The 19,133-nt window shown below is 44.3% G+C and carries 14 protein-coding genes; all 14 read left to right on the top strand.

Annotation, left to right across the window (positions count from 1 at the left end; genetic code table 11):
* Window positions 1-4 precede the first annotated feature (4 nt).
* Window positions 5-1,162: a galactokinase gene (gene galK / locus ACX6CI_RS14330; protein WP_458774327.1), complete on the top strand. Its 1,158-nt coding sequence runs from the start codon at window positions 5-7 to the stop codon at window positions 1,160-1,162.
* A gap of 224 nt (window positions 1,163-1,386) precedes the next feature.
* Complete coding sequence (locus ACX6CI_RS14325) at window positions 1,387-2,478, top strand: ABC transporter ATP-binding protein (RefSeq protein WP_458774326.1); 1,092 nt, start codon at window positions 1,387-1,389, stop codon at window positions 2,476-2,478.
* Window positions 2,479-2,588: 110 nt separating this feature from the next.
* Complete coding sequence (locus ACX6CI_RS14320) at window positions 2,589-3,821, top strand: ABC transporter substrate-binding protein (protein WP_458774325.1); 1,233 nt, start codon at window positions 2,589-2,591, stop codon at window positions 3,819-3,821.
* A gap of 213 nt (window positions 3,822-4,034) precedes the next feature.
* Window positions 4,035-4,928 carry a carbohydrate ABC transporter permease gene (locus tag ACX6CI_RS14315; protein ID WP_458774324.1) on the top strand — a complete coding sequence of 298 codons (894 nt, stop codon included), beginning with the start codon at window positions 4,035-4,037 and terminating at the stop codon, window positions 4,926-4,928.
* Complete coding sequence (locus tag ACX6CI_RS14310) at window positions 4,928-5,779, top strand: carbohydrate ABC transporter permease (RefSeq protein WP_458774323.1); 852 nt, start codon at window positions 4,928-4,930, stop codon at window positions 5,777-5,779. Before ACX6CI_RS14315 ends, ACX6CI_RS14310 begins: the two co-directional genes overlap by 1 nt.
* Window positions 5,780-5,786: 7 nt before the next feature.
* Window positions 5,787-7,913, top strand: a complete 2,127-nt coding sequence (locus ACX6CI_RS14305) for an alpha-galactosidase (RefSeq protein WP_458774322.1) — start codon at window positions 5,787-5,789, stop codon at window positions 7,911-7,913.
* 74 nt (window positions 7,914-7,987) lie between these two features.
* Window positions 7,988-9,046 (top strand): aldose epimerase family protein, encoded by a 1,059-nt coding sequence (locus ACX6CI_RS14300; protein WP_458774321.1) that lies wholly within the window; start codon window positions 7,988-7,990, stop codon window positions 9,044-9,046.
* Window positions 9,047-9,579: 533 nt separating this feature from the next.
* On the top strand, window positions 9,580-10,878 hold the full coding sequence (locus tag ACX6CI_RS14295) for an MFS transporter (protein ID WP_458774320.1): 1,299 nt from the start codon (window positions 9,580-9,582) through the stop codon (window positions 10,876-10,878).
* Window positions 10,879-11,051: 173 nt separating this feature from the next.
* Entirely contained in the window at window positions 11,052-13,070 is a 2,019-nt protein-coding gene (locus ACX6CI_RS14290; protein ID WP_458774319.1) for a PAS domain-containing sensor histidine kinase, read from the top strand.
* The gene (locus tag ACX6CI_RS14285) at window positions 13,067-13,804 is read left to right on the top strand and encodes a PAS domain-containing protein (RefSeq protein ID WP_458774318.1); all 738 of its coding nucleotides are present in this window, start codon (window positions 13,067-13,069) and stop codon (window positions 13,802-13,804) included. Before ACX6CI_RS14290 ends, ACX6CI_RS14285 begins: the two co-directional genes overlap by 4 nt.
* A 25-nt stretch (window positions 13,805-13,829) precedes the next feature.
* A complete protein-coding gene (locus ACX6CI_RS14280; RefSeq protein ID WP_458774317.1) occupies window positions 13,830-15,644 on the top strand; it encodes a sigma-54 dependent transcriptional regulator in 1,815 nt (604 codons plus the stop codon).
* Window positions 15,645-15,881: 237 nt separating this feature from the next.
* Window positions 15,882-16,775, top strand: a complete 894-nt coding sequence (locus ACX6CI_RS14275) for a transposase (RefSeq protein ID WP_458774316.1) — start codon at window positions 15,882-15,884, stop codon at window positions 16,773-16,775.
* The gene (gene ftsH, locus ACX6CI_RS14270; protein WP_458774315.1) at window positions 16,768-18,627 is read left to right on the top strand and encodes an ATP-dependent zinc metalloprotease FtsH; all 1,860 of its coding nucleotides are present in this window, start codon (window positions 16,768-16,770) and stop codon (window positions 18,625-18,627) included. Before ACX6CI_RS14275 ends, ftsH begins: the two co-directional genes overlap by 8 nt.
* Window positions 18,624-19,115: a cytochrome c3 family protein gene (locus tag ACX6CI_RS14265; RefSeq protein WP_458774314.1), complete on the top strand. Its 492-nt coding sequence runs from the start codon at window positions 18,624-18,626 to the stop codon at window positions 19,113-19,115. Before ftsH ends, ACX6CI_RS14265 begins: the two co-directional genes overlap by 4 nt.
* Window positions 19,116-19,133 lie beyond the last annotated feature (18 nt).

Raw genomic sequence — 19,133 nt, 5'->3', positions numbered from 1 at the left:
TATTGTGGATAAAAATATAACCAAAATAGAAGAAGAGATTTGCAGTAGATTTACAGACGAATTTGAGTCGCCCCCAACGAGAATTATCAGGTCTCCCGGCAGGGTAAATCTGATAGGTGAGCACACGGATTATAATGGTGGCTTTGTCCTGCCTATGGCCATTGACCGGTATCTTGTGATGGCTGTGAAAGCGCGGAAAGATAACGTAGTCAAGGTGGTTTCAACAGACTTGAATAATAGAGTTGAGTTTTCAACAGATTCATTTGAAAAAGAGAAGTTCAGTTGGGGTGAGTATCTAAAAGGGTGTTGCTGGGGCCTGCGGGAAGAAGGGCACGATGTGAAAGGTTTTGAAGCGGTTATCGCCAGTAATATTCCGGTGGGGGCGAGCTTGTCATCATCTGCAGCGCTAGAACTAGCGACCCTTCAGGCTTTTTGCTACAGCTCAAATATCGAGTGGGACCCTGTTGCTATGGCACTCTCAGGGCAACGGGCGGAGAATGATTGGGTGGGCATGAATTGTGGTGTCATGGATCAGATGATTTGCGCCAATGGTCGGAAAAACCACGCGCTACTCATAGATTGCAGAGATATTCAACTCACAAGTTGTCCCATGCCCGAAAATAGCTCCATTGTCATCCTTGATACAACCACCAGGCGGGGACTTGTCGATTCAGCCTACAACGAGCGCAGAACACAATGTTTTGATGCTGCTGCAATAATGAATGTTGAGCTGTTGCGTGATGCGGGTGATGACCTTCTTGTCCAACACAAAGGCCAACTCTCTCCACTCTCATATCTGCGGGCAAAGCATATTATCTCTGAAAACCAGCGTGTGCTTCAGGCAGCAGAGGCTATGGAAAATGGTGATGGCGTTTTGCTTGGACAACTCATGCATGAGAGTCATCTCAGCCTGCGTGATGATTTTGAGGTTTCCGGCAATGCTCTTGATATCATCGTGGAGTGTGCCATGGAGCACGAGGCATGCCTGGGCGCAAGGATGACTGGTGCCGGTTTTGCGGGGTGTGCGGTTGCACTGGTTAAAAAGGGTAGCGAACAGAATTTTATACAGGATGTGGGGGCAGGTTATAGAAAACGGATGAATATTCTGCCACAACTCTATGTGTGTAAGGCGTCAGATGGGACTAGTATGAGGTCTGTTTAACTCTGGCAAACTTGAAATACGCAAGGTGCATACGTACCCCTTTGGAGTCTCACGATTACCTGAGGGGTGAAGGTACTCATCCCTGTAAACGAGAAGTAAAGCCGGGATAAGTGCCTTGTCGGTTATACCAAGTTATCAATGTTAGATTAGCCTCCAGGTTTCTTGTTTTTTTATGACAGTCTTTCTGGAGTAAGGTACTAAAATTTGATTAAGGATCAGAAGCTATGTCACAGGTACTGTTGAAAAAAGTTGTTAAACAATACGGCGATATCAAGGTGATTCACGACATCGATCTGGAGATACAGGACAGTGAGTTTATTGTCCTGGTCGGGCCTTCAGGATGCGGTAAATCGACAACGCTTCGGATGGTAGCTGGCCTTGAGAGTATTTCCGGCGGTGAAATATTTATAGGTGACAAATTAGTCAATGATATCCCACCTAAACTGAGAAATATCGCCATGGTTTTTCAGGATTATGCCTTGTATCCGCATATGACGGTGTTTGAGAATATGGCGTTTAGTTTGAAAATGAAGAAGGTTCCTGTTGCTGAGAGGAAGAAAAGCGTTGAAAAGGCAGCAGAAATTCTAGGTATTACTGATTTGTTGAAGCGAAAGCCCCAAGCCCTTTCCGGTGGACAGCGACAACGGGTTGCCATGGGCAGGGCTCTGGTGAGAGATCCTGAGGTTTTCCTCTTTGATGAGCCTCTATCTAATCTTGATGCAAAACTTCGCACACAGATGCGTATGGAATTGAAAAAGCTCCATATGCGACTGAAAACCACGACTATTTACGTTACCCATGATCAGGTCGAGGCAATGACTCTTGCTGACCGGATTGTAATAATGAAGGATGGCAATATTCATCAGGTAGGTACGCCTGTTGAAGTCTATGAAACTCCGTCTGATATGTTTGTGGCTGGATTTATTGGTAATCCATCTATGAATATGATTGAAAGCACAATTGTTAAGACAGAGACAGGGTTGGCTGCAAAGGTTGGTGATATTGATATCCAACTGAATGAAAAGAATAGTGAAAATGTTGTGGAAGGTCAGGATGTTATTTTGGGCTTACGACCAGAAGCCTTTTACCTCTATGATGAAACACTTTCTTTTAAGGAAAATTCATTTCAGGGAGAAGTCGTCTTCTCAGAGATGACAGGCAGCTCATCTCTTCTTGATATAAAGGCTGGAAATCTTGAGCTTGTGGCCGAGATAGAAGGTCGAAAAAGTTTTAAGGGAGGAGAGATGGAAAAGATCTGTATTAACAACAGCGAACTACATCTTTTTGATCCGGAGTCAGAAAAACGAATCGGATAAGTGCATTGTTGGTTTGGTATTGATGATGATTTTTGGTGTGTTTAGGTAGTTAATATCTGAGAATTATTGATCAATATAATGAAAAATAATGGAATCAGAGGAGTCAGATTATGAAAACGGGAGTATTAGCAGCAGTTTTATCTGGAGCTTTGTTGCTCACGGGCCAGAGTGCATTCGCTGGCACAATCATCATAAATAGTGATACATCAGATCCTGCCCCTAAAAAGGCTATTACCCAGGCAGTTGAACAGTTTAACAAAGAGCATAAGGATATCACCGCTGAGCTCAATGTTTATGACCATGAAAGTTATAAAGCATCCATCAGAAACTGGTTGTCCAGCGAGGCCCCCGATGTTGTGTTTTGGTATTCCGGCGAGAGAATGAACAGTTTCGTAGCTAAAGGTTTGATTGAGCCAATTAGTGACGTCTGGGAGCAGAATGGACTGAGCGACAAAATGGCCTCCACCAAACCTGGTGTTACCTTTGACGGTGAGCAGTATGGCCTGCCCTATACCTACTACCAGTGGGGCGTTTATTACAGAAAAGATCTCTTTGAAAAGTATGGTATTGGGGTACCTGAAACCTGGGAAGATTTTAAAGCAGCTTGTGCGACACTGAAAGAAAATGGGATTGCGCCAATTACAATCGGTACTAAAAACCTCTGGCCGGCTGCCGGTTGGTTTGACTACATGAATCTCAGGGTTAATGGCCTGGATTTTCATATGAAGCTAATGAGCGGGGAGATCGCCTATACCGATCAGCGGGTTAAAAATACCTTTGCTAAATGGCGTGAGCTGGTTGATGCAGACTACTATATTGCAAATCACACTTCATACTCCTGGCAGGATGCGCAGCCATTCTTTTATCAAGGCAAGGGAGCAATGTATCTGATTGGTAACTTTATTGTTCCCAACTTCCCTGAAGAATTAAAAGATAGCATGGGATTCTTTCAGTTTCCTGTCATCGACCCGGCTGTAAAAATGTATGAAGATGCTCCAACAGATCTTCTTGCAATTCCAGCCAAGGCGAAAAACAAGGAAGATGCCAAGAAATTTCTCGCATTTATCGCACGACCAGAAATTATCCGTTTAATGAACGATGCTCTAGAGCAGCTACCAACCCATAAAGACGCTGGCGTGACTGATAATTATTACCTCAATATTGGTAATAAAATGCTTTCTGAGTCAGCAGGAACTGCTCAATTTTATGATCGTGATACCAAGCCTGAAATGGCAAAGATCGGCATGAAAGGTTTTCAGGAATTTATGGCAAAACCGGATCGTCTCGACAAGATTTTAGAAAGAATAGAAAAGGCTCGTAAGAGAATCTATAAGGTGAAATAGTCGTCCAATAGAGTGTAGCACTCAATGAAGTTTTTGAACCATACATACCTCTGAGCGAGTTTATGGGGCTCAAAGGAATGTCAGGTTAGTCCAGACAGTATACGTAGAACCATAGAGTTTGGGCTGACCTGACATGCGCTGGGTGTTACTGAACATTTACAAAAGTAATGAGAAGGTACAGACCCTCTCTATACATATTGTAGTGGAGTCCGCATGAAAGATTTCTGGGAAAAAAATCAGGTACATATCGTCCCATGGCTGTTTTTGGCGCCAGCCTTGCTCATGTTTTCTTTGTATGTTCTCTATCCTATTATGCAAAGTCTCATCCTGGGATTTTATAGTTGGGATGGCCTCAGCCCGGAAAAGATATTTGTTGGACTTGATAACTATAGAGAATTGTTTGATGATGAAGTCTTCTGGACGTCGCTGAAAAACAACCTTATGTGGGTTATCCTTTATCTCTTAGCACCTCCCATCGGACTTGTTATTGCTCTTTTCCTGAATCAACAGGGCAGGATGATGAGAGTGGTGAAATCACTTTTCTTTTTCCCATTTGTCATTTCCCAGATTGTTGTTGGCTTGGTTTTTACCTGGTTTTACGATCCGAGCTTTGGTCTGCTCAATAAGGTCCTCATGGGCATGCATATTATATCTGAGCCCCTTGCACTTTTATCCAGTGAAACTGGCGTTACTCTAGCCATTATAGGCGCCGGCTTATGGCCACAGGTCGCCTATTGCATGATCTTATATCTAACAGGTCTTAATGGGGTGAATAAAAGTCTAATTGAGGCCGCTGAGATTGATGGTTGTACGGGGATACACACCTTGTGGCATATTATTTTACCGCAGTTACGGCCAGCAACATTTATTGCGATAGTTGTTACGGTGATTGGTTCTCTCAGAAGTTTTGACCTGATAGCCATTATGACCCAGGGTGGGCCCTATAATAGTTCCAGTGTTCTCGCCTTTTTTATGTATGAACAATCAATCACAAACTACAGAATGGGGTATGGGGCGGCTATCGCTACAGTATTATTCCTCATTATGAGTGTGTATATCGCCTATTTCTTAATTCGACTTCTCAACCAGGAAAAAGCGGGGGCATAATGTATCCTAAACCCATAGAAAACCGGTCTGTAACGACCCAAAGAGTATATAAGATAGGTGTAGTTGTTGTACTGCTTATCTGGTTGCTTCCCCTTGGTGCCATGTTTATGACATCATTTCGTTCCCTTGCCGACATTAATATGGGAAATTTTTGGGGCATTCCCACTGAGTGGAGGATAATTGAAAACTATACAGGAGTTTTTAAAACCACCCCCATGGGGCAGTTTCTCGTTAATAGTCTTCTGATAACTGTTCCTACTGTGATTGGTTCGCTGACAATTTCTGTACTGGCGGCATTTGCGCTGGCCAAATATCGATTCAAGTCGAACACCTTTCTTTTTGCCATGTTTATTGCTGGCAACTTTATCCCTTTTCAGATTCTTATGATACCTGTGAGGAATCTGACCGTGAGTATGGGGATGTATGACTCTATTCAGGGCTTGGTGATGTTCCACATTGCCTTTCAGGCAGGGTTTTGTACTTTTTTTCTCAGAAATTTTATAAAGGCACTACCTAACAGTCTTATAGAAGCAGGACGATGCGACGGGGCTGGGGAGTTGAGGATATTTTTCACCATAATCATGCCACTGATCAGGCCCGCTCTTGCAGCTTTGGCAGTGCTGATTTTCACCTTTGTCTGGAATGATTATTTCTGGGCCCTGGTACTTGTCCAGAGTGATTCCGTGCGGCCGGTAACAGCAGGTCTTGAGGCATTAAAGGGTCAGTGGACAGCTTCCTGGCAAATGATTTCAGCGGGGTCGATTATTGCTGCACTGCCACCGGTGGCCATGTTTTTTGCAATGCAAAAACATTTTATCGCAGGCCTTACTCTAGGTTCAACAAAGGGATAATAAAAACATGTCTGTGGTTCGACTCGATAGTGAAAACTGTACCTATCTCCTGAGTATATCAGATGACAGCTTACCTGTGGTCAGCTATTGGGGGAGTCGTTTACCTGAGAATGAGGATACAGCTCATTTAACAGGTGCTCACAATGCCCCAGTTTTTCAAGCTGGTCTCGATAAACCATATCAACTCAATATTTTTCCTGAAACTGGTACCGGCTTTAGGGGCAGTCCAGCCCTTATAGGCGAGCGCGAAGGGGAACATTGGGCGCAGAACTTTACACTCGTTGCTGTTGACTCAACCCCAAATAGTGCTGTTTTTAGCTACGAAGATCAGCAGGCACACATTGCTCTTAATTTAGAGGTAGCAATTGATGGTCCGAGCAATGTTCTGCAGAGACGAACGTGCATAGTAAATAAGGGTGTCTCCCCGTACTCTATTCATTTTTGTGCTGCTGCTTCTCTTCCTGTACCATCATTTTGCAAGCATGTGATGAAATTCCACGGTTGTTGGACCGGTGAGTTTATGACCAGCACTGTTCCTTTTTCTGAAGGGAGCGTGCAAGTTGAAAACAGAACTGGACGAACCTCCCACGAATATTTCCCCGCTCTGCTTGCGGCCGAGAGCACAATTGAGGAAACAACGGGAAGAATCTACGCTGCACATTTTGGCTGGAGTGGTAATTCCCGATCTATTGCTGAACATATTCCGGATGGGAGCAAGCAGCTACAGTTTGGCGAATTGTTTCTGCCGGGTGAAGGTACAATAGAGCCAGGCTGTGAATATGTGAGCCCATGGGTGTATGCAACCTGCTCTGATTCAGGCCTGAACACTATTTCAAAAAACTTCCATACATTTTTCAGATCAAATATTGTCCCCCAGACTATACGGTCGACAGATCGACCAGTACAGGTCAACACCTGGGAGGCAATGTACTTTGACCATGATATGGATCGGTTAAAGGCAATGGCTTCAAAGGCGGCACAGCTTGGAATAGAGCGTTTCGTGCTCGATGATGGCTGGTTTCATGATCGATCCGATGATACCCAGGCTCTAGGCGACTGGTGGCCGGACAGCAAAAAATATCCTGAAGGATTAGGTCCACTCTGCAAGCATGTCAAAGAGTTGGGGATGCAATTTGGCTTGTGGCTTGAGCCGGAGATGGTAAATGAGAAGAGCCAGCTGTTTACGGGTCATCCTGACTGGATACTTTGCCTTGATGGCTTTAATCGTCAGCGAGGCAGAAACCAGCTGGTTCTGAATCTTTGCCTACCAGAAGTCATAGAATACTTATTTGAAAAGATAGACACGTTACTGGAGACATATCCCATTGATTATGTAAAGTGGGATATGAACAGAATTCTTACTGAAGCCGGGTCTAGCGGAGCTGCTGCTGTATCCGAACAGACAAGATCCTTCTATGGGTTACTTGACAAAATACGTAAGAAACATCCCCGGCTGGAAATAGAAAGTTGCGCCTCTGGCGGGGGACGTGTTGATTATGAAGTGTTGGCGCGTACTGAACGTTTTTGGGCAAGTGATTCCAATGATCCTTTTCGTCGTTTACAAATCCAAAAAGGCGCCAGTATATTTTTCCCCCCTGAAGTAATCGGTAGTCATGCAGGACCTGAGTTATGCCATACCTCTGGCAGGGTCACTGAAATTGACTTCAGGATTGTTGTATCTATCGCTTATCACTTTGGTTTTGAGTTTGATATTCTGGAGCTTTCTCCTGAAAGTGAGCAAAAAGTTCGTGAATTTATCTCTTTGTATAAAGAACATAGAGAACTCTTCCACACAGGGACCTATGTGCGGTTAGACGATCGTAGTAACAACCGTACAGGCTATGGGATTGTAAATGAGGATAGATCTGAAGCTATCTTCTTTGTCCATCAGTGTGAAATTGATGTACAGTCCGCTGATAGATCTGTTGTTCTTACCGGTTTGAACGAAAATGGGAGCTATGAACTTCAGTTTCTTCACCCTGTTGATCCGGTAAAGATTACACAACTTTCTGATGTGCTGGCAGAAAAAAGTTCAGGGTTGTTCTCAGGAACCTTTCTCATGGATTGGGGGATATCTCTCTACCTGCCTTTTCCCGGCACAAGTGCGATAATCAAAGTTACTCAAGAAAATTGAACCCTGAATCCGGTAGATGGTGTGTTAGTACGTGTCTTTCCATTAATGGATAGACACTTGGAAGGATAGGTAAAATGGGAATTATACAACAGCCCTTTGGCACGACTTCTGACGGCACTGTCGTCGATCTTTACACACTCATTAATGGCTGTGGAATGTTAGTTTCCATCGCTACCTATGGCGGTATAATCGTTACCCTGAAAACTCCAGATAGAAATGGAGAAATTGGCGATGTGGTGCTCGGTTTTGATACCTTGCAGGAGTATATAGATTCCACTCACTATTTTGGTGCAATTATCGGGCGCTATGGAAATCGCATTGCTAGCGGAAAATTCACCCTTGGTGGTAATGAATATTCGCTACCGTTAAATGACGGAAGAAATCATTTGCATGGAGGCCTTCAGGGTTTTGATAAGGTCGTATGGAAAGCAAAACAACTACCGTGTGAAATCAATCCAGGTCTTGAATTGACATACACAAGCCCGGATGGGGATCAAGGCTACCCGGGAACACTTTCTGTAAAAGTGACGTACACTTTAACTGCGGATAATGGTTTATCCATAGATTATGAGGCTACTACAGACAAGGACACCATTCTAAACCTTACAAACCATACCTATTTTAATCTCTCTGGTGCAGGTAATATTCATGGTCATGAACTCATGATAAATGCAGATTATTTTACGCCAGTTTCTGATGATTGTATCCCAATTGGGGAACTGTGGGAGGTCACAGCAACACCAATGGACTTTAGAACTCCTACTGGTATTGGTGAACGTATACGTGAAGATTACGGACAACTCCAGATCGGCCCTGGTGGTTTTGATCAAAACTGGGTCCTTAATACAAAGGCAGATAGTTCCCGTTTGGCGGGCAGTGTTTATGACCCTGAATCAGGGAGGCTTGTGGAGTTATATACAACCGAACCAGGAGTTCAATTCTATAGCGGAAATTTTCTTGATAACACCGTTACAGGAAAAGGTGAGGCTGTTTACCAAAAGGGTTCTGGCCTTTGTTTAGAAACGCAACACTTTCCTGATAGTCCTAATAAAAATAGTTTTCCCTCAACAGTACTGAAGCAGGGAGATACGTACAGAAGCCAAACAGTTTATAAATTCCTGGTTCGAGACTAAGTGAATGGAGTTGTTAATATTTGCAGGCGGAACTAGTTATACTGCAAACCACTGGAGGTAGATTCACATCTCCATCTTTCTGGCATCGCTGCCATCATCAAACCCTCACCAATCAGTATTTTCTCGATATTTCTTTTCCTTATGTAAGATCGATTAGTTGTCCATCATATTCTGCCTCTGGTCGAGCGATCCGAAACCTCCGGTTGTAATGTGGGAACTTATTAATCGGAGTTGTATTGACGATTGACCAGCATACACATCATTGCATAAAAGGATAGCTTGGGAGGTACATACCTGATTTCTAATCAGGAGACTTAAAAGGGACTATTCCAGTGGATGTTTGTCCAAAATAATTGTCTCTAAGCTCTTATTATTGAGTGATTATTACTTGAATTAATAGCCGCAGCCATATATGTATGGGTTCGCCTTTTCGATCTTGAATTCATTAATTGTAAAGAAAAACATAACAACCTATTAAAATGTTACATATTATTTCAAATAGCTGGGCCTTATTCTTTGGTATGGGGCTCATCATGTTAGGTAACGGCCTGCAGGCAACGCTTATCGGGGTACGTGCCTCCATTGAAGGTTTTGGGACAACTATTACAGGTCTGGTGATGTCAGGCTATTTTATTGGTCTCATTATTGGCTGTAATCTGGTTCCCAAAATAGTAGGTCGGGTTGGCCATGTTCGTACTTTTGGTGCCCTGGCCTCTCTTGCATCGACATCAATACTGGTCCAAGCCATTTTTGTTGCCCCTGGGGTATGGTGGGTAATGCGTGTGATCACAGGTTTTGCCTATGCTGGTATGTTCATAGTTGTCGAAAGCTGGCTTAACGACGCTTGCGAAAACGGGACACGGGGAAAGGTACTCAGTTTTTATATGATTGTTTCTCTTGGTGGAATGGCTGGCGGTCAAATGTTGCTTAACATTGCCCATCCTTCTGGTTTTGAGTTATTTCTATTAGTGTCACTTCTCATTAGTCTCGCAGTTATTCCAATACTCCTGTCAACTGCCAAAGGACCTCAGATAGAAGTGATGGAACACGTCGGTATTGTACAACTTTATCAAGTCTCTCCCTTGGGGGTCGTTGGAATGTTTGTAACCGGAATGACCATTGGTGCATTCTTTGGGATGGGGGCGGTTTATGCAGCTGAAATTGGTTTATCGGTAAAGGATGTATCCTTTTTTATGGGGGTACTCATCCTTGGTGGGTTTCTCTTTCAATACCCCCTGGGGTGGCTTTCTGATCAGTGTGGTCCGATCAGGATAATTATTTTCAGTTGTGTCGGGGGGGCTTTAGTCTGTTTTTTGGCCATGAATTTTACAGGAGAAGGTGTACTGTTCTATGCAATTGTCGCCGCAGTGGGTGGCTTGTCAATGCCTCTGTATTCTCTTTGTTGTGTGCACACCAATGATTATTTGACACCTACCCAGATGGTTGCTGCAAGTGGTACCTTAGTGCTGCTCAGTGCAACGGGGGCGGCAGTCGGGGCCCCCTGTACCGCCATTGCCATGGATATCTTTGGGCCGGAGGCTTTTTATGGAAGTCTTGGTGTAATGTTATGCTCAGTCGCGATGTTTGCCCTATGGCGATCAACACAACGTGTTGAAGTTGTAGCTGAGGAACAGGGTGATTTTGTTGTAATGGCATCAAGTCCTCTTAGCGTATCGCTCAATCCCGATGTTGAGTTAGCAGAAATTGAAGCCGCGGCAGAAGAGGAACCAGAAGATATTATCTCAAGTTTTGAAGAACTTGTTAATGATCTTGAAAATCCTGAAAATGATGATTCAGGTGAGGACAGTAAAAAAGATGAGGGTTTGTATTAATCAATGTGCAACTTGACTATGTTAAGTGTCTGTGGGCGGAAGAGTTAAACACCATCACATATTGATGGTGTGGATGATGTATTGCGAAAGTTCTATTGAGGGGGTAATTTAAACGTACTTTATCAGGTCGGTTGGAAATTGGATTTACACATCATCCACTAGGAAGGTGACTAATGGCTAAACCACTGACAGAAAGGGATGCAGAAGCTCTTAGCCTTTTTAAGCAACGTAACAGGCTGCTGACAATTATCCGAGAACAGAGCCTTTGTGATCCTGAGGAACAAAGTTATTCAATAATTTTTCAGTATTGTTGCGATATTCTGACAGACACTTTTCACTGCGATTTTGTTTGGGCAGGTGATATTGATAAAGAACGAAATTGTCTGATCCCTTACGCCGCATCGCCCCCCTCAGCCTTTCATGATTCCACCATACAAAAGCATCTGACCAAAATAGTCGTTGCTGAGTGTAGCAGTGATCTCACTTCCCTTACGAAGCCACTCTACACCCACCTTGCTACTGACTCGTCTAATGAGAAGAGATCTGAAGATGTTAATTGTGCTATCTGGCCGGTAGGTTACCAGAATCATATGTATGGAATTGTTGCCATGCATTGCCAGGAACGGATCAATAATTGTGACTTGAAAATGGAGTTTATTACCAATGTAATAGACGATATTGCCCTTGCATTGTATTCACAGAATACTGCGAGAAAGCTTACGATAGAGAGGGATTTTAATAAAGATATTGTCGATACCATTCAGGCACTTATGGTGACTATCAGGCCCTGTGGAACAATTATTTCCTTTAATCAGAGGGCTGAACTGGTGACCGGTTACAGGGAACAGGAAATATTTGATAAATACTGGGTAGATGTGTTGACGCCCCCGCACAACAGATTGGAATTTCAGCAGCTCTTTTCAGAAGCACTCAAAGGACAGCAGGGGAATATCCATTTCACAGCGCCACTACTCACCAAAGATGGTGCAGAACGTTATATTAGCTGGCATAGCTCCATCCGACAGAACATAGAGGAAGGTAAGGTTGGCCTTGTAATGATCGGAATTGATGAAACAGAAAACCTGGCGGCAGATCAGCAGCTTAAAATGTTTACGGCCAGGTGGAAAAAGATCTTTATTGCCATTCAAGATCCTGCGCTGGTGGTATCCAATGATAACAGAATTCTTGAAGCAAATCCTGCAACGTGTGCTGCGGCAAAGAGACTCCGAAGCCAGGTAATTGGTCAAAAAGTGTGTGACATTCTCCATGGAGGTCATGCAGAGGAAAGCCGGTGTCCACTGGAGCAGTTTATCAGCTGTCAAAAAACCCAGATAACCGAAACAGATTTACATGGTCTTCATGGTAAATACATGCTGACAGTGAGTCCCCTTGTTGAGGAAAACGGAGAGATAAATGCCACTCTTCTACTCGCCCGGAACCTCACCGAGGAGGAGGTTGTACGGGCTGAGGCAATACGAGCTGCTCAACTCGCAGCAATAGGTGAACTTGCCTCGGGCGTGGCCCACGAAATAAACAATCCCATCAATGGAATTATCAACTATGCACAGATAATACTTGATGAACCGGATGATCCTGAAACAGGAGAAAACCTAGGGAACATTATGAGTGAGGGGAAGAGGATTGCTAAGATCGTTTCAAACCTCCTCGATTTTGCTCGGCGTAGAGAAGAAATACTCGCTCCTGCGGCAATTGATACGATGATCTCCAATAGCCTGCAATTGGTGGATCATCTATTAAAAAAAGACGGTATTATCTGCTGCGTTACTATTGATAACAAACTTCCTCTTTTCATGTGTAATGAGCAACAATTAAAGCAGGTTGTTTTGAATATGATAAGTAACGCCAGGTATGCATTAAATAAACGGTTTCCAAAACCATGTCCTGAAAAAAAACTTGATATCAAAGCGGAATTAATAGGCAAAGAGCAAGGGGGAATCATCCGGTTAACTTTTGCAGACAAAGGAATTGGGATTGAGCCTGGAATTATGAGCAGATTGTTTGATCCATTTTTCTCCACCAAACCAAAGGGAGAGGGAACCGGTCTGGGTTTGAGTATCAGTCACGGACTGGTAAGCGATCATGGCGGTTATATCAGAGTACAAAGTAACCCCGGAGACTGGACCAGGTTTATCATTGATTTACCATTGGAGGCTGAAAGAGAGATGCAATGAAGAAACGGTATATGACAGCTGTTCTGATTACAGGGGAATTTCTTGCATTTTTAAGCTTGATCATCATGTGGCACTTTTTCTTCAGTCAATCTTCTGCACCGATTTTTACTGTTGTAAGTGGACTTCTCTTCCTGGTCCTTTTGTTTGTTGTTCTGTTGACTGTCTTGCGTTCATTGCATCAACATCAAGCTACTATAGATGAGTTGAACAAAGAGTTGAGAATCGAAAAAAAGACGAATCGTAAGGTTCTGACGCAATTCGATGAAGCAATAGAAACAAGAACCTTTGAATTACAAAAAGTAAATGGAGCACTAAACAGAGAAATTGCTGAACGTATTCAGGCGGAAGAGGAGGCGCGGGAACTGCAAAAACAACTGAACCTTATTCTTGATTCTGCAGGCGAAGGTATCCTCGGTCTTGATAACCATGGAAGAGTAATTTTCATAAATAAAGCGGCCTCCTTAATGCTAGGCTGGGAGGTGGATGAATTGCTTGGCAATACCCACCACAAATTAATCCACCACACCCATGCTGACGGTACTGTTCACCCGGTGGAGAGTTGTCCTATCTATATGGCGTACCGCGACGGACAGGTGCACTACAAGACCGGCGATGTGTTTTGGTGTAAAAACGGTACGAATTTCCCTGTTGAATATGTCAGTACTCCCATCAGGGACAGTGGGATGTTAACGGGGGCAGTGGTAGTTTTTCGTGATATGAACACCTATAAATAAAATTTTGTTTCACCAAGGGAGCACGATGTCACCAAAAAATAGTATAGACGCAGCTATCCTTGTTGTAGATGACGAAGTTAGTTTAAGAAACACCTTTCGCATATTCCTTGAGCGTGCCGGCTATAAAACCGTTATCGCAGTGGCTTCTTTTACTGAGGCGGTGAAAGCGGTATCCAGGCAAATGTTTGATCTGATAATTTGCGACATTGTTCTTGAAAGTCGTTCCGGTATAGATTTGCTGCGAAGGTTCAGGCAACTGGGTGTTAACTGTCCTGTGGTGATGATCACCGGCTACCCCAATGTTGAAACGGCCTCTGAGGCCGTTCGCCTTGGTGCTTTTGACTACTTGACCAAACCTGTGGAGAAAGAAACTCTTCTTAAAACCGCCAGAATATCAATTCAACAATACCACCTTGAACAGGCCAGACAAGTGGCCGATCAAGCCCAGAAACAATACCGCCATTTCCTGGAAACACTGTTTAAAAGCGTCTCTGACAGCATAATTTCCGTCGATCCGAACATGAACATTATGAAAGTCAATAGTGCTGCTTCAGATCTTTTCCACCAATTAGAGTTGGACCTGTTTGAAGGAGGGAATTTAACGAATATTCTGAAGAACAAGGCTGGGTTGCATGAACTTGCAGGGACTGCAACGGAGGTTATAACAACTGGCAGTGAATTGATAGATCAACGGTTGGAGTGTTCTTTGGGCACAGTGTCTAAGGTGCTCAGTGTCTGTATCAGCCCTTTGGATAATGGCACAGGAACACCCATTGGTGCCGTATTGGTCATAAGAGATATGACCCGTAAAGAGGGTGTAGACCATTCTGAAAGGGCGCATTATCATAAAATGGTCGGCGCGAGTAGAGAGATGCAGAACGTCTATCTGCTCATTGAAAAAATTGGCAGAGTAGAGACCTCGGCGCTCATAACCGGAGCCAGTGGTACTGGAAAAGAACTTGTTGTACACGCCCTGCACAGGGAAAGTTCAAGGCGTAACAAGCCGCTGATCATGGTTGACTGTAGTGCAATTCAGGACAGTCTTCTTGAAAGTGAACTCTTTGGCCATAAAAAAGGGGCATTTACAGGGGCAGAGGAAAATAGGGCAGGCAGAATTCTTCAGGCAGAGGGGGGGACACTTTTTCTTGATGAGATAGGTGATATTTCAAAGATCATGCAACTGCGACTACTCCGTTTTCTCCAGGAAAAGACCTTTTATCCGGTGGGAAGCGATAAGGAAATCCATGTGGATGTGCGGGTTATTGCAGCAACCAATGTTGATCTTCGGGCTCGGGTGGAAGACGGAAGTTTTAGAGAAGATCTCTATTTTCGATTGCTGATTATAGAAATCCCTCTGCCGCTATTACGCGCTCGAACAGGCGATATTGAACTGCTCACCAACTACTTTATCCATCTTTATGCCCCAAGGATTGATAAGAATATAACCGGTATCTCCGAACAGGCCATGGCGCTTCTTCGCCAGTATGACTGGCCTGGAAACGTACGTCAACTTGAACACTCCATTGAACGGGCCTGCATTCTCTGCCTGGATGCAACTATCTCAGTTGAAGACCTGCCTGAAGAAGTTATAGAGTGGTCGAGGAAGAGGAAGGTGAGTAGAGGATCAGCAGGAGAACCCGGTAATGGTCAGACCATGGTTGGGGTAGAATCAGAAAATCCCGCAGGGCTGGAACAAAAAGGTTCTGATGATATAATCTCAGCCCTTCGAATAGCGGGAGGTAATAAGGCAAAAGCCGCCCGAATATTAAAGATTGATAGATCAACCCTCTATCGCAAAATACGTGAACTGCATATAGACATGGATCTGTTCACCAGGTAAACCACAGAAGTGTTGCAACACTTCTGTGGTGTGCACCATAATTGTGTCGTATCTTTTCTCGTTATCGCCTCCCAACTCCTTATCGTTTGTTTCCCTATATAGTTAAATACGTCGTCGTTTAAGGTGGTTGTCGATACCTTGTGCGTCTCTTTCACACAGCAATCCCCATGGCATTGCATATGCTAGAAGAATATTGATCAAGATAGGAAGATCATTCTTTCATGGGGGATGTAGGACATGACGTTTGAAAACGCCCATACAGTAGAAACTTCATTTTCAAATGAACAGGCATGTGTAACCTATCTGTTTCGAAAACGCTGGCCCTGGGGCTTCAAATGTCCTTTTTGTGGTACGGTTCAGCAAGAGATGGCTCCGGCCTATGCCGTGGTGTGCAGGTATTGTCGTAAACAAACGTCCATAACTGCTCACACCCTGATGCATGGCAGTAAGAAAAGCTTAGTTTCCTGGATGCGGGTTGCCTGGCAATTCTGTTTCAATGGTGATGGTATAAGTGCACGAGAGCTTCAGCGACTTATGGAGCTATCCTGTTACCAGACCGCCTGGGGCTGGTTACAGAAAATGCGACGTGGAGCAGCAATTGCTGAATCAACACCGTGCCGCGATATTGTTCTGTTTGATATGGTTTCCTCACAATCTAAAGGTCCCTCTGGCACTATTGCACCGGATATCGGTATGGTTCTGGAGCTGAGCCTTTCAGCAAGTGCACGGGTTCGATTCACAAAACTTGATTCAAATTCACCTCTGGTAATAACAAATGCGATCAACAATATGGTTGAAGAGAGCGCGACACTACTCATCAAAGACAGTGAATTGTTGGCTGATCACTGTCGAATTGGTCCTGATCATCTGGGACAACCAACCGGGGAGCAGCTTGAACGGGGACAGCTTCTGCAGGAAAAAACAGTAAACTGGCTCACTACTATATATAGGCGAGCTATTGCTCCATCACATATGCAGAGCTACCTGGATGAGTTTAGCTTTCGGCATAATACAGCCTCCTGGCCAGACCGGCGGGTAATTCTGGACCATCTGATCACAGGTCTATTGTCTACAGATGCCAACACTGCCGTCATCGAACCTCGGGAAGTAGAGGAGGAGACTTATGAATAGCAGGGTACAGTTGGGCTTGCTTATAATCTTTCTCACTTTTCTTGGTGTACTCGGCTATAACGCCTGGTTACTTGAGACGACTCCCCCCGAGCGCATGTATAGCGAATTTCTCACTGAAATACAAAATGGAAGGATCGCCTCGGTACATATCAAGGGGTCAGAAGTGCGCGGGAAAGATGTGAACGGGGTCGAATTCAGGACCTATTCACCGGATCTACCAGGCCTCGTTCCCTTATTAATAACACGTGACATTGTTGTGAGTGCCGAAGAGCCGTCAACCCTTTTTGGGCGAGTTCTAGCCATGGCTTTGTTTGGGATAACCATACTTTTTTTATGGTTTCTTTTTACCAGAAAATCATCGATTGGGGCCCGTAGATGGAAAGATAATCGTTTTCAGATCAAAGCCGGCTCGGGTGACATTAAAACCTTTACTGATGTTGCAGGTATCGACGAGGTCCGTGAAGAACTCAAAGAGATCGTTGATTTTTTAAAAAACCATGACAAATACAACCTCCTCGGCGGTCGAATTCCGAAGGGCGTCCTGCTTCAGGGGCCTCCAGGCACTGGGAAAACACTTCTGGCCAGAGCAATTGCGGGAGAGGCTTCTGTACCATTTTATTTGATAGGTGGTTCTGATTTTGTCGAGATGTTTGCTGGAGTTGGGGCATCAAGGGTGCGAGAGCTCTTTGGTCAGGCTAAAAAAACTGCCCCTTGCATTGTATTTATTGATGAAATTGATGCAATAGGAGCAAGAAGGGGCGGTGGCAGCAATGGTTCCCATGAGGAACGAGAACAGACCCTCAATGCCTTACTGGTTGAGATGGATGGCTTTTCCAGCAATGAAACTGTGATTGTAATTGCCGCAACAAACCGGCCTGATGTTCTTGACCCTGCACTGCTCAGACCCGGCAGGTTCGACCGACAGTTAACGGTATCTCTTCCGAATTTGCTTGGCAGGGTCAAGATTCTGGAAGTTCATACCCGAATAATAACTATTTCGCCGGCTCTTAATTTGACCGTTATTGCACAGGGAATTCCAGGGTTTAGTGGGGCGGATATCGCCAACCTCGTCAATGAAGCAGCCCTTACCGCAGCCAGGTATAAAAAGCAATCGGTGGAAATGAGTGATTTCGAGGAGGCAAAAGACAAAATTCTGATGGGGCTTGAGCGCAAAAATGCAGCCATCAATGAAAAAGAGCGTAGGGTCATTGCCTATCATGAAGCTGGCCACGCCATTGTCGCACGGTTTTTGCCAGAAACAGACAGTCTTCATAAAATCACAATTATACCAAGGGGTATTGCCCTTGGTTTGACCCAGCAGGTACCTGTGGAAGAGCGATATACCTACTCTCTTATGTATCTGCTTAACCGAATTAAAGTCCTGCTCGGTGGACGTATTGCCGAAAAGATAGTGTTTAACCACCTCTCAACAGGAGCCGCAAATGATATAGCTGCTGCAACAGACATTGCCCATCGACTGGTCTGTGAATGGGGGATGAGCGGAGTCCTTGGTTCCATGGTCTATCGTCAAACACAACATCAATTTCTAGGGGATGTGGATATTAAAACGCATTTCAGTGAAACCACTGCACGGGAAATAGACCTGGAGGTTCGAAGGATCATAAATGAGTGCTATGACGAGACCGAAAAGCTACTTCGTAATCATAATCGCCTGATCCATGATCTTGCAGAGGTCCTTTTAATAAAGGAGACCATCGATTCAGAAGAGATGGAGATTGTGGTGCAGTGTTACAGCAGTAAGAAAGACAATAACAAAAAGAGTGATGACAGACAAAAGTCCAGGCAGGATCAGGGCGTGATTACTGCTAATGTAGAGGGGGCAATGACATGAGTTGTGACAAGATAATTTCAATACTATTTTTTTCGCTGTTCTGGGTCGCTCTCTTTTACCTTCCTGCCCTTGGCACGGATAGAGGTGAGCCTCCAGAGGTTGTGACGATTGGGTATCTGCAAGAATTGTATGAAGAAGTACAATTTGATCACCAGGCCCATGTGGATATGTATGAGTGCAGCTCATGTCATCACCATACCTTAGGTATGGGAACAGAGAATGAGAATTGTAAAAAATGCCATTCTAATTCAACTCGTTCAGAAGACGTTTCCTGCTCTGGTTGCCATCAACACCACATTGATCCTATCCTCCCTGGTAAAAAAGCCACACTTGATAGTACCAACTATCATATCGATAAGCCGAGCCTCAAGGGGGCCTTTCATCTGCAGTGTCTCGGATGTCATCAAGCTGAGAGTGGGCCTACAAGTTGCCAGGAATGTCATGGGTTCACCCGGTTGGGGCGGGAGCGGTTTTTGCTTAAAAATTGAGAGAATTTCATGAAGGCC

It is taken from the genome of Desulforhopalus glucosivorans, from assembly GCF_054397165.1.
The sequence above is the reverse complement of the archived record's forward strand: the minus strand, read 5'-3'. Positions and strand labels throughout refer to the sequence as shown.

What these genes read in the sequence shown, in the direction of transcription:
- ACX6CI_RS14325 (WP_458774326.1), top strand. Translation starts at nt 1,387, where the DNA reads ATGTCACAGGTACTGTTGAAAAAAGTTGTTAAACAATACGGCGATATC.
- ACX6CI_RS14320 (WP_458774325.1), top strand. Translation starts at nt 2,589, where the DNA reads ATGAAAACGGGAGTATTAGCAGCAGTTTTATCTGGAGCTTTGTTGCTC.
- ACX6CI_RS14315 (WP_458774324.1), top strand. Translation starts at nt 4,035, where the DNA reads ATGAAAGATTTCTGGGAAAAAAATCAGGTACATATCGTCCCATGGCTG.
- ACX6CI_RS14310 (WP_458774323.1), top strand. Translation starts at nt 4,928, where the DNA reads ATGTATCCTAAACCCATAGAAAACCGGTCTGTAACGACCCAAAGAGTA.
- ACX6CI_RS14305 (WP_458774322.1), top strand. Translation starts at nt 5,787, where the DNA reads ATGTCTGTGGTTCGACTCGATAGTGAAAACTGTACCTATCTCCTGAGT.
- ACX6CI_RS14300 (WP_458774321.1), top strand. Translation starts at nt 7,988, where the DNA reads ATGGGAATTATACAACAGCCCTTTGGCACGACTTCTGACGGCACTGTC.
- ACX6CI_RS14295 (WP_458774320.1), top strand. Translation starts at nt 9,580, where the DNA reads ATGTTAGGTAACGGCCTGCAGGCAACGCTTATCGGGGTACGTGCCTCC.
- ACX6CI_RS14290 (WP_458774319.1), top strand. Translation starts at nt 11,052, where the DNA reads ATGGCTAAACCACTGACAGAAAGGGATGCAGAAGCTCTTAGCCTTTTT.
- ACX6CI_RS14285 (WP_458774318.1), top strand. Translation starts at nt 13,067, where the DNA reads ATGAAGAAACGGTATATGACAGCTGTTCTGATTACAGGGGAATTTCTT.
- ACX6CI_RS14280 (WP_458774317.1), top strand. Translation starts at nt 13,830, where the DNA reads ATGTCACCAAAAAATAGTATAGACGCAGCTATCCTTGTTGTAGATGAC.
- ACX6CI_RS14275 (WP_458774316.1), top strand. Translation starts at nt 15,882, where the DNA reads ATGACGTTTGAAAACGCCCATACAGTAGAAACTTCATTTTCAAATGAA.
- ftsH (WP_458774315.1), top strand. Translation starts at nt 16,768, where the DNA reads ATGAATAGCAGGGTACAGTTGGGCTTGCTTATAATCTTTCTCACTTTT.
- ACX6CI_RS14265 (WP_458774314.1), top strand. Translation starts at nt 18,624, where the DNA reads ATGAGTTGTGACAAGATAATTTCAATACTATTTTTTTCGCTGTTCTGG.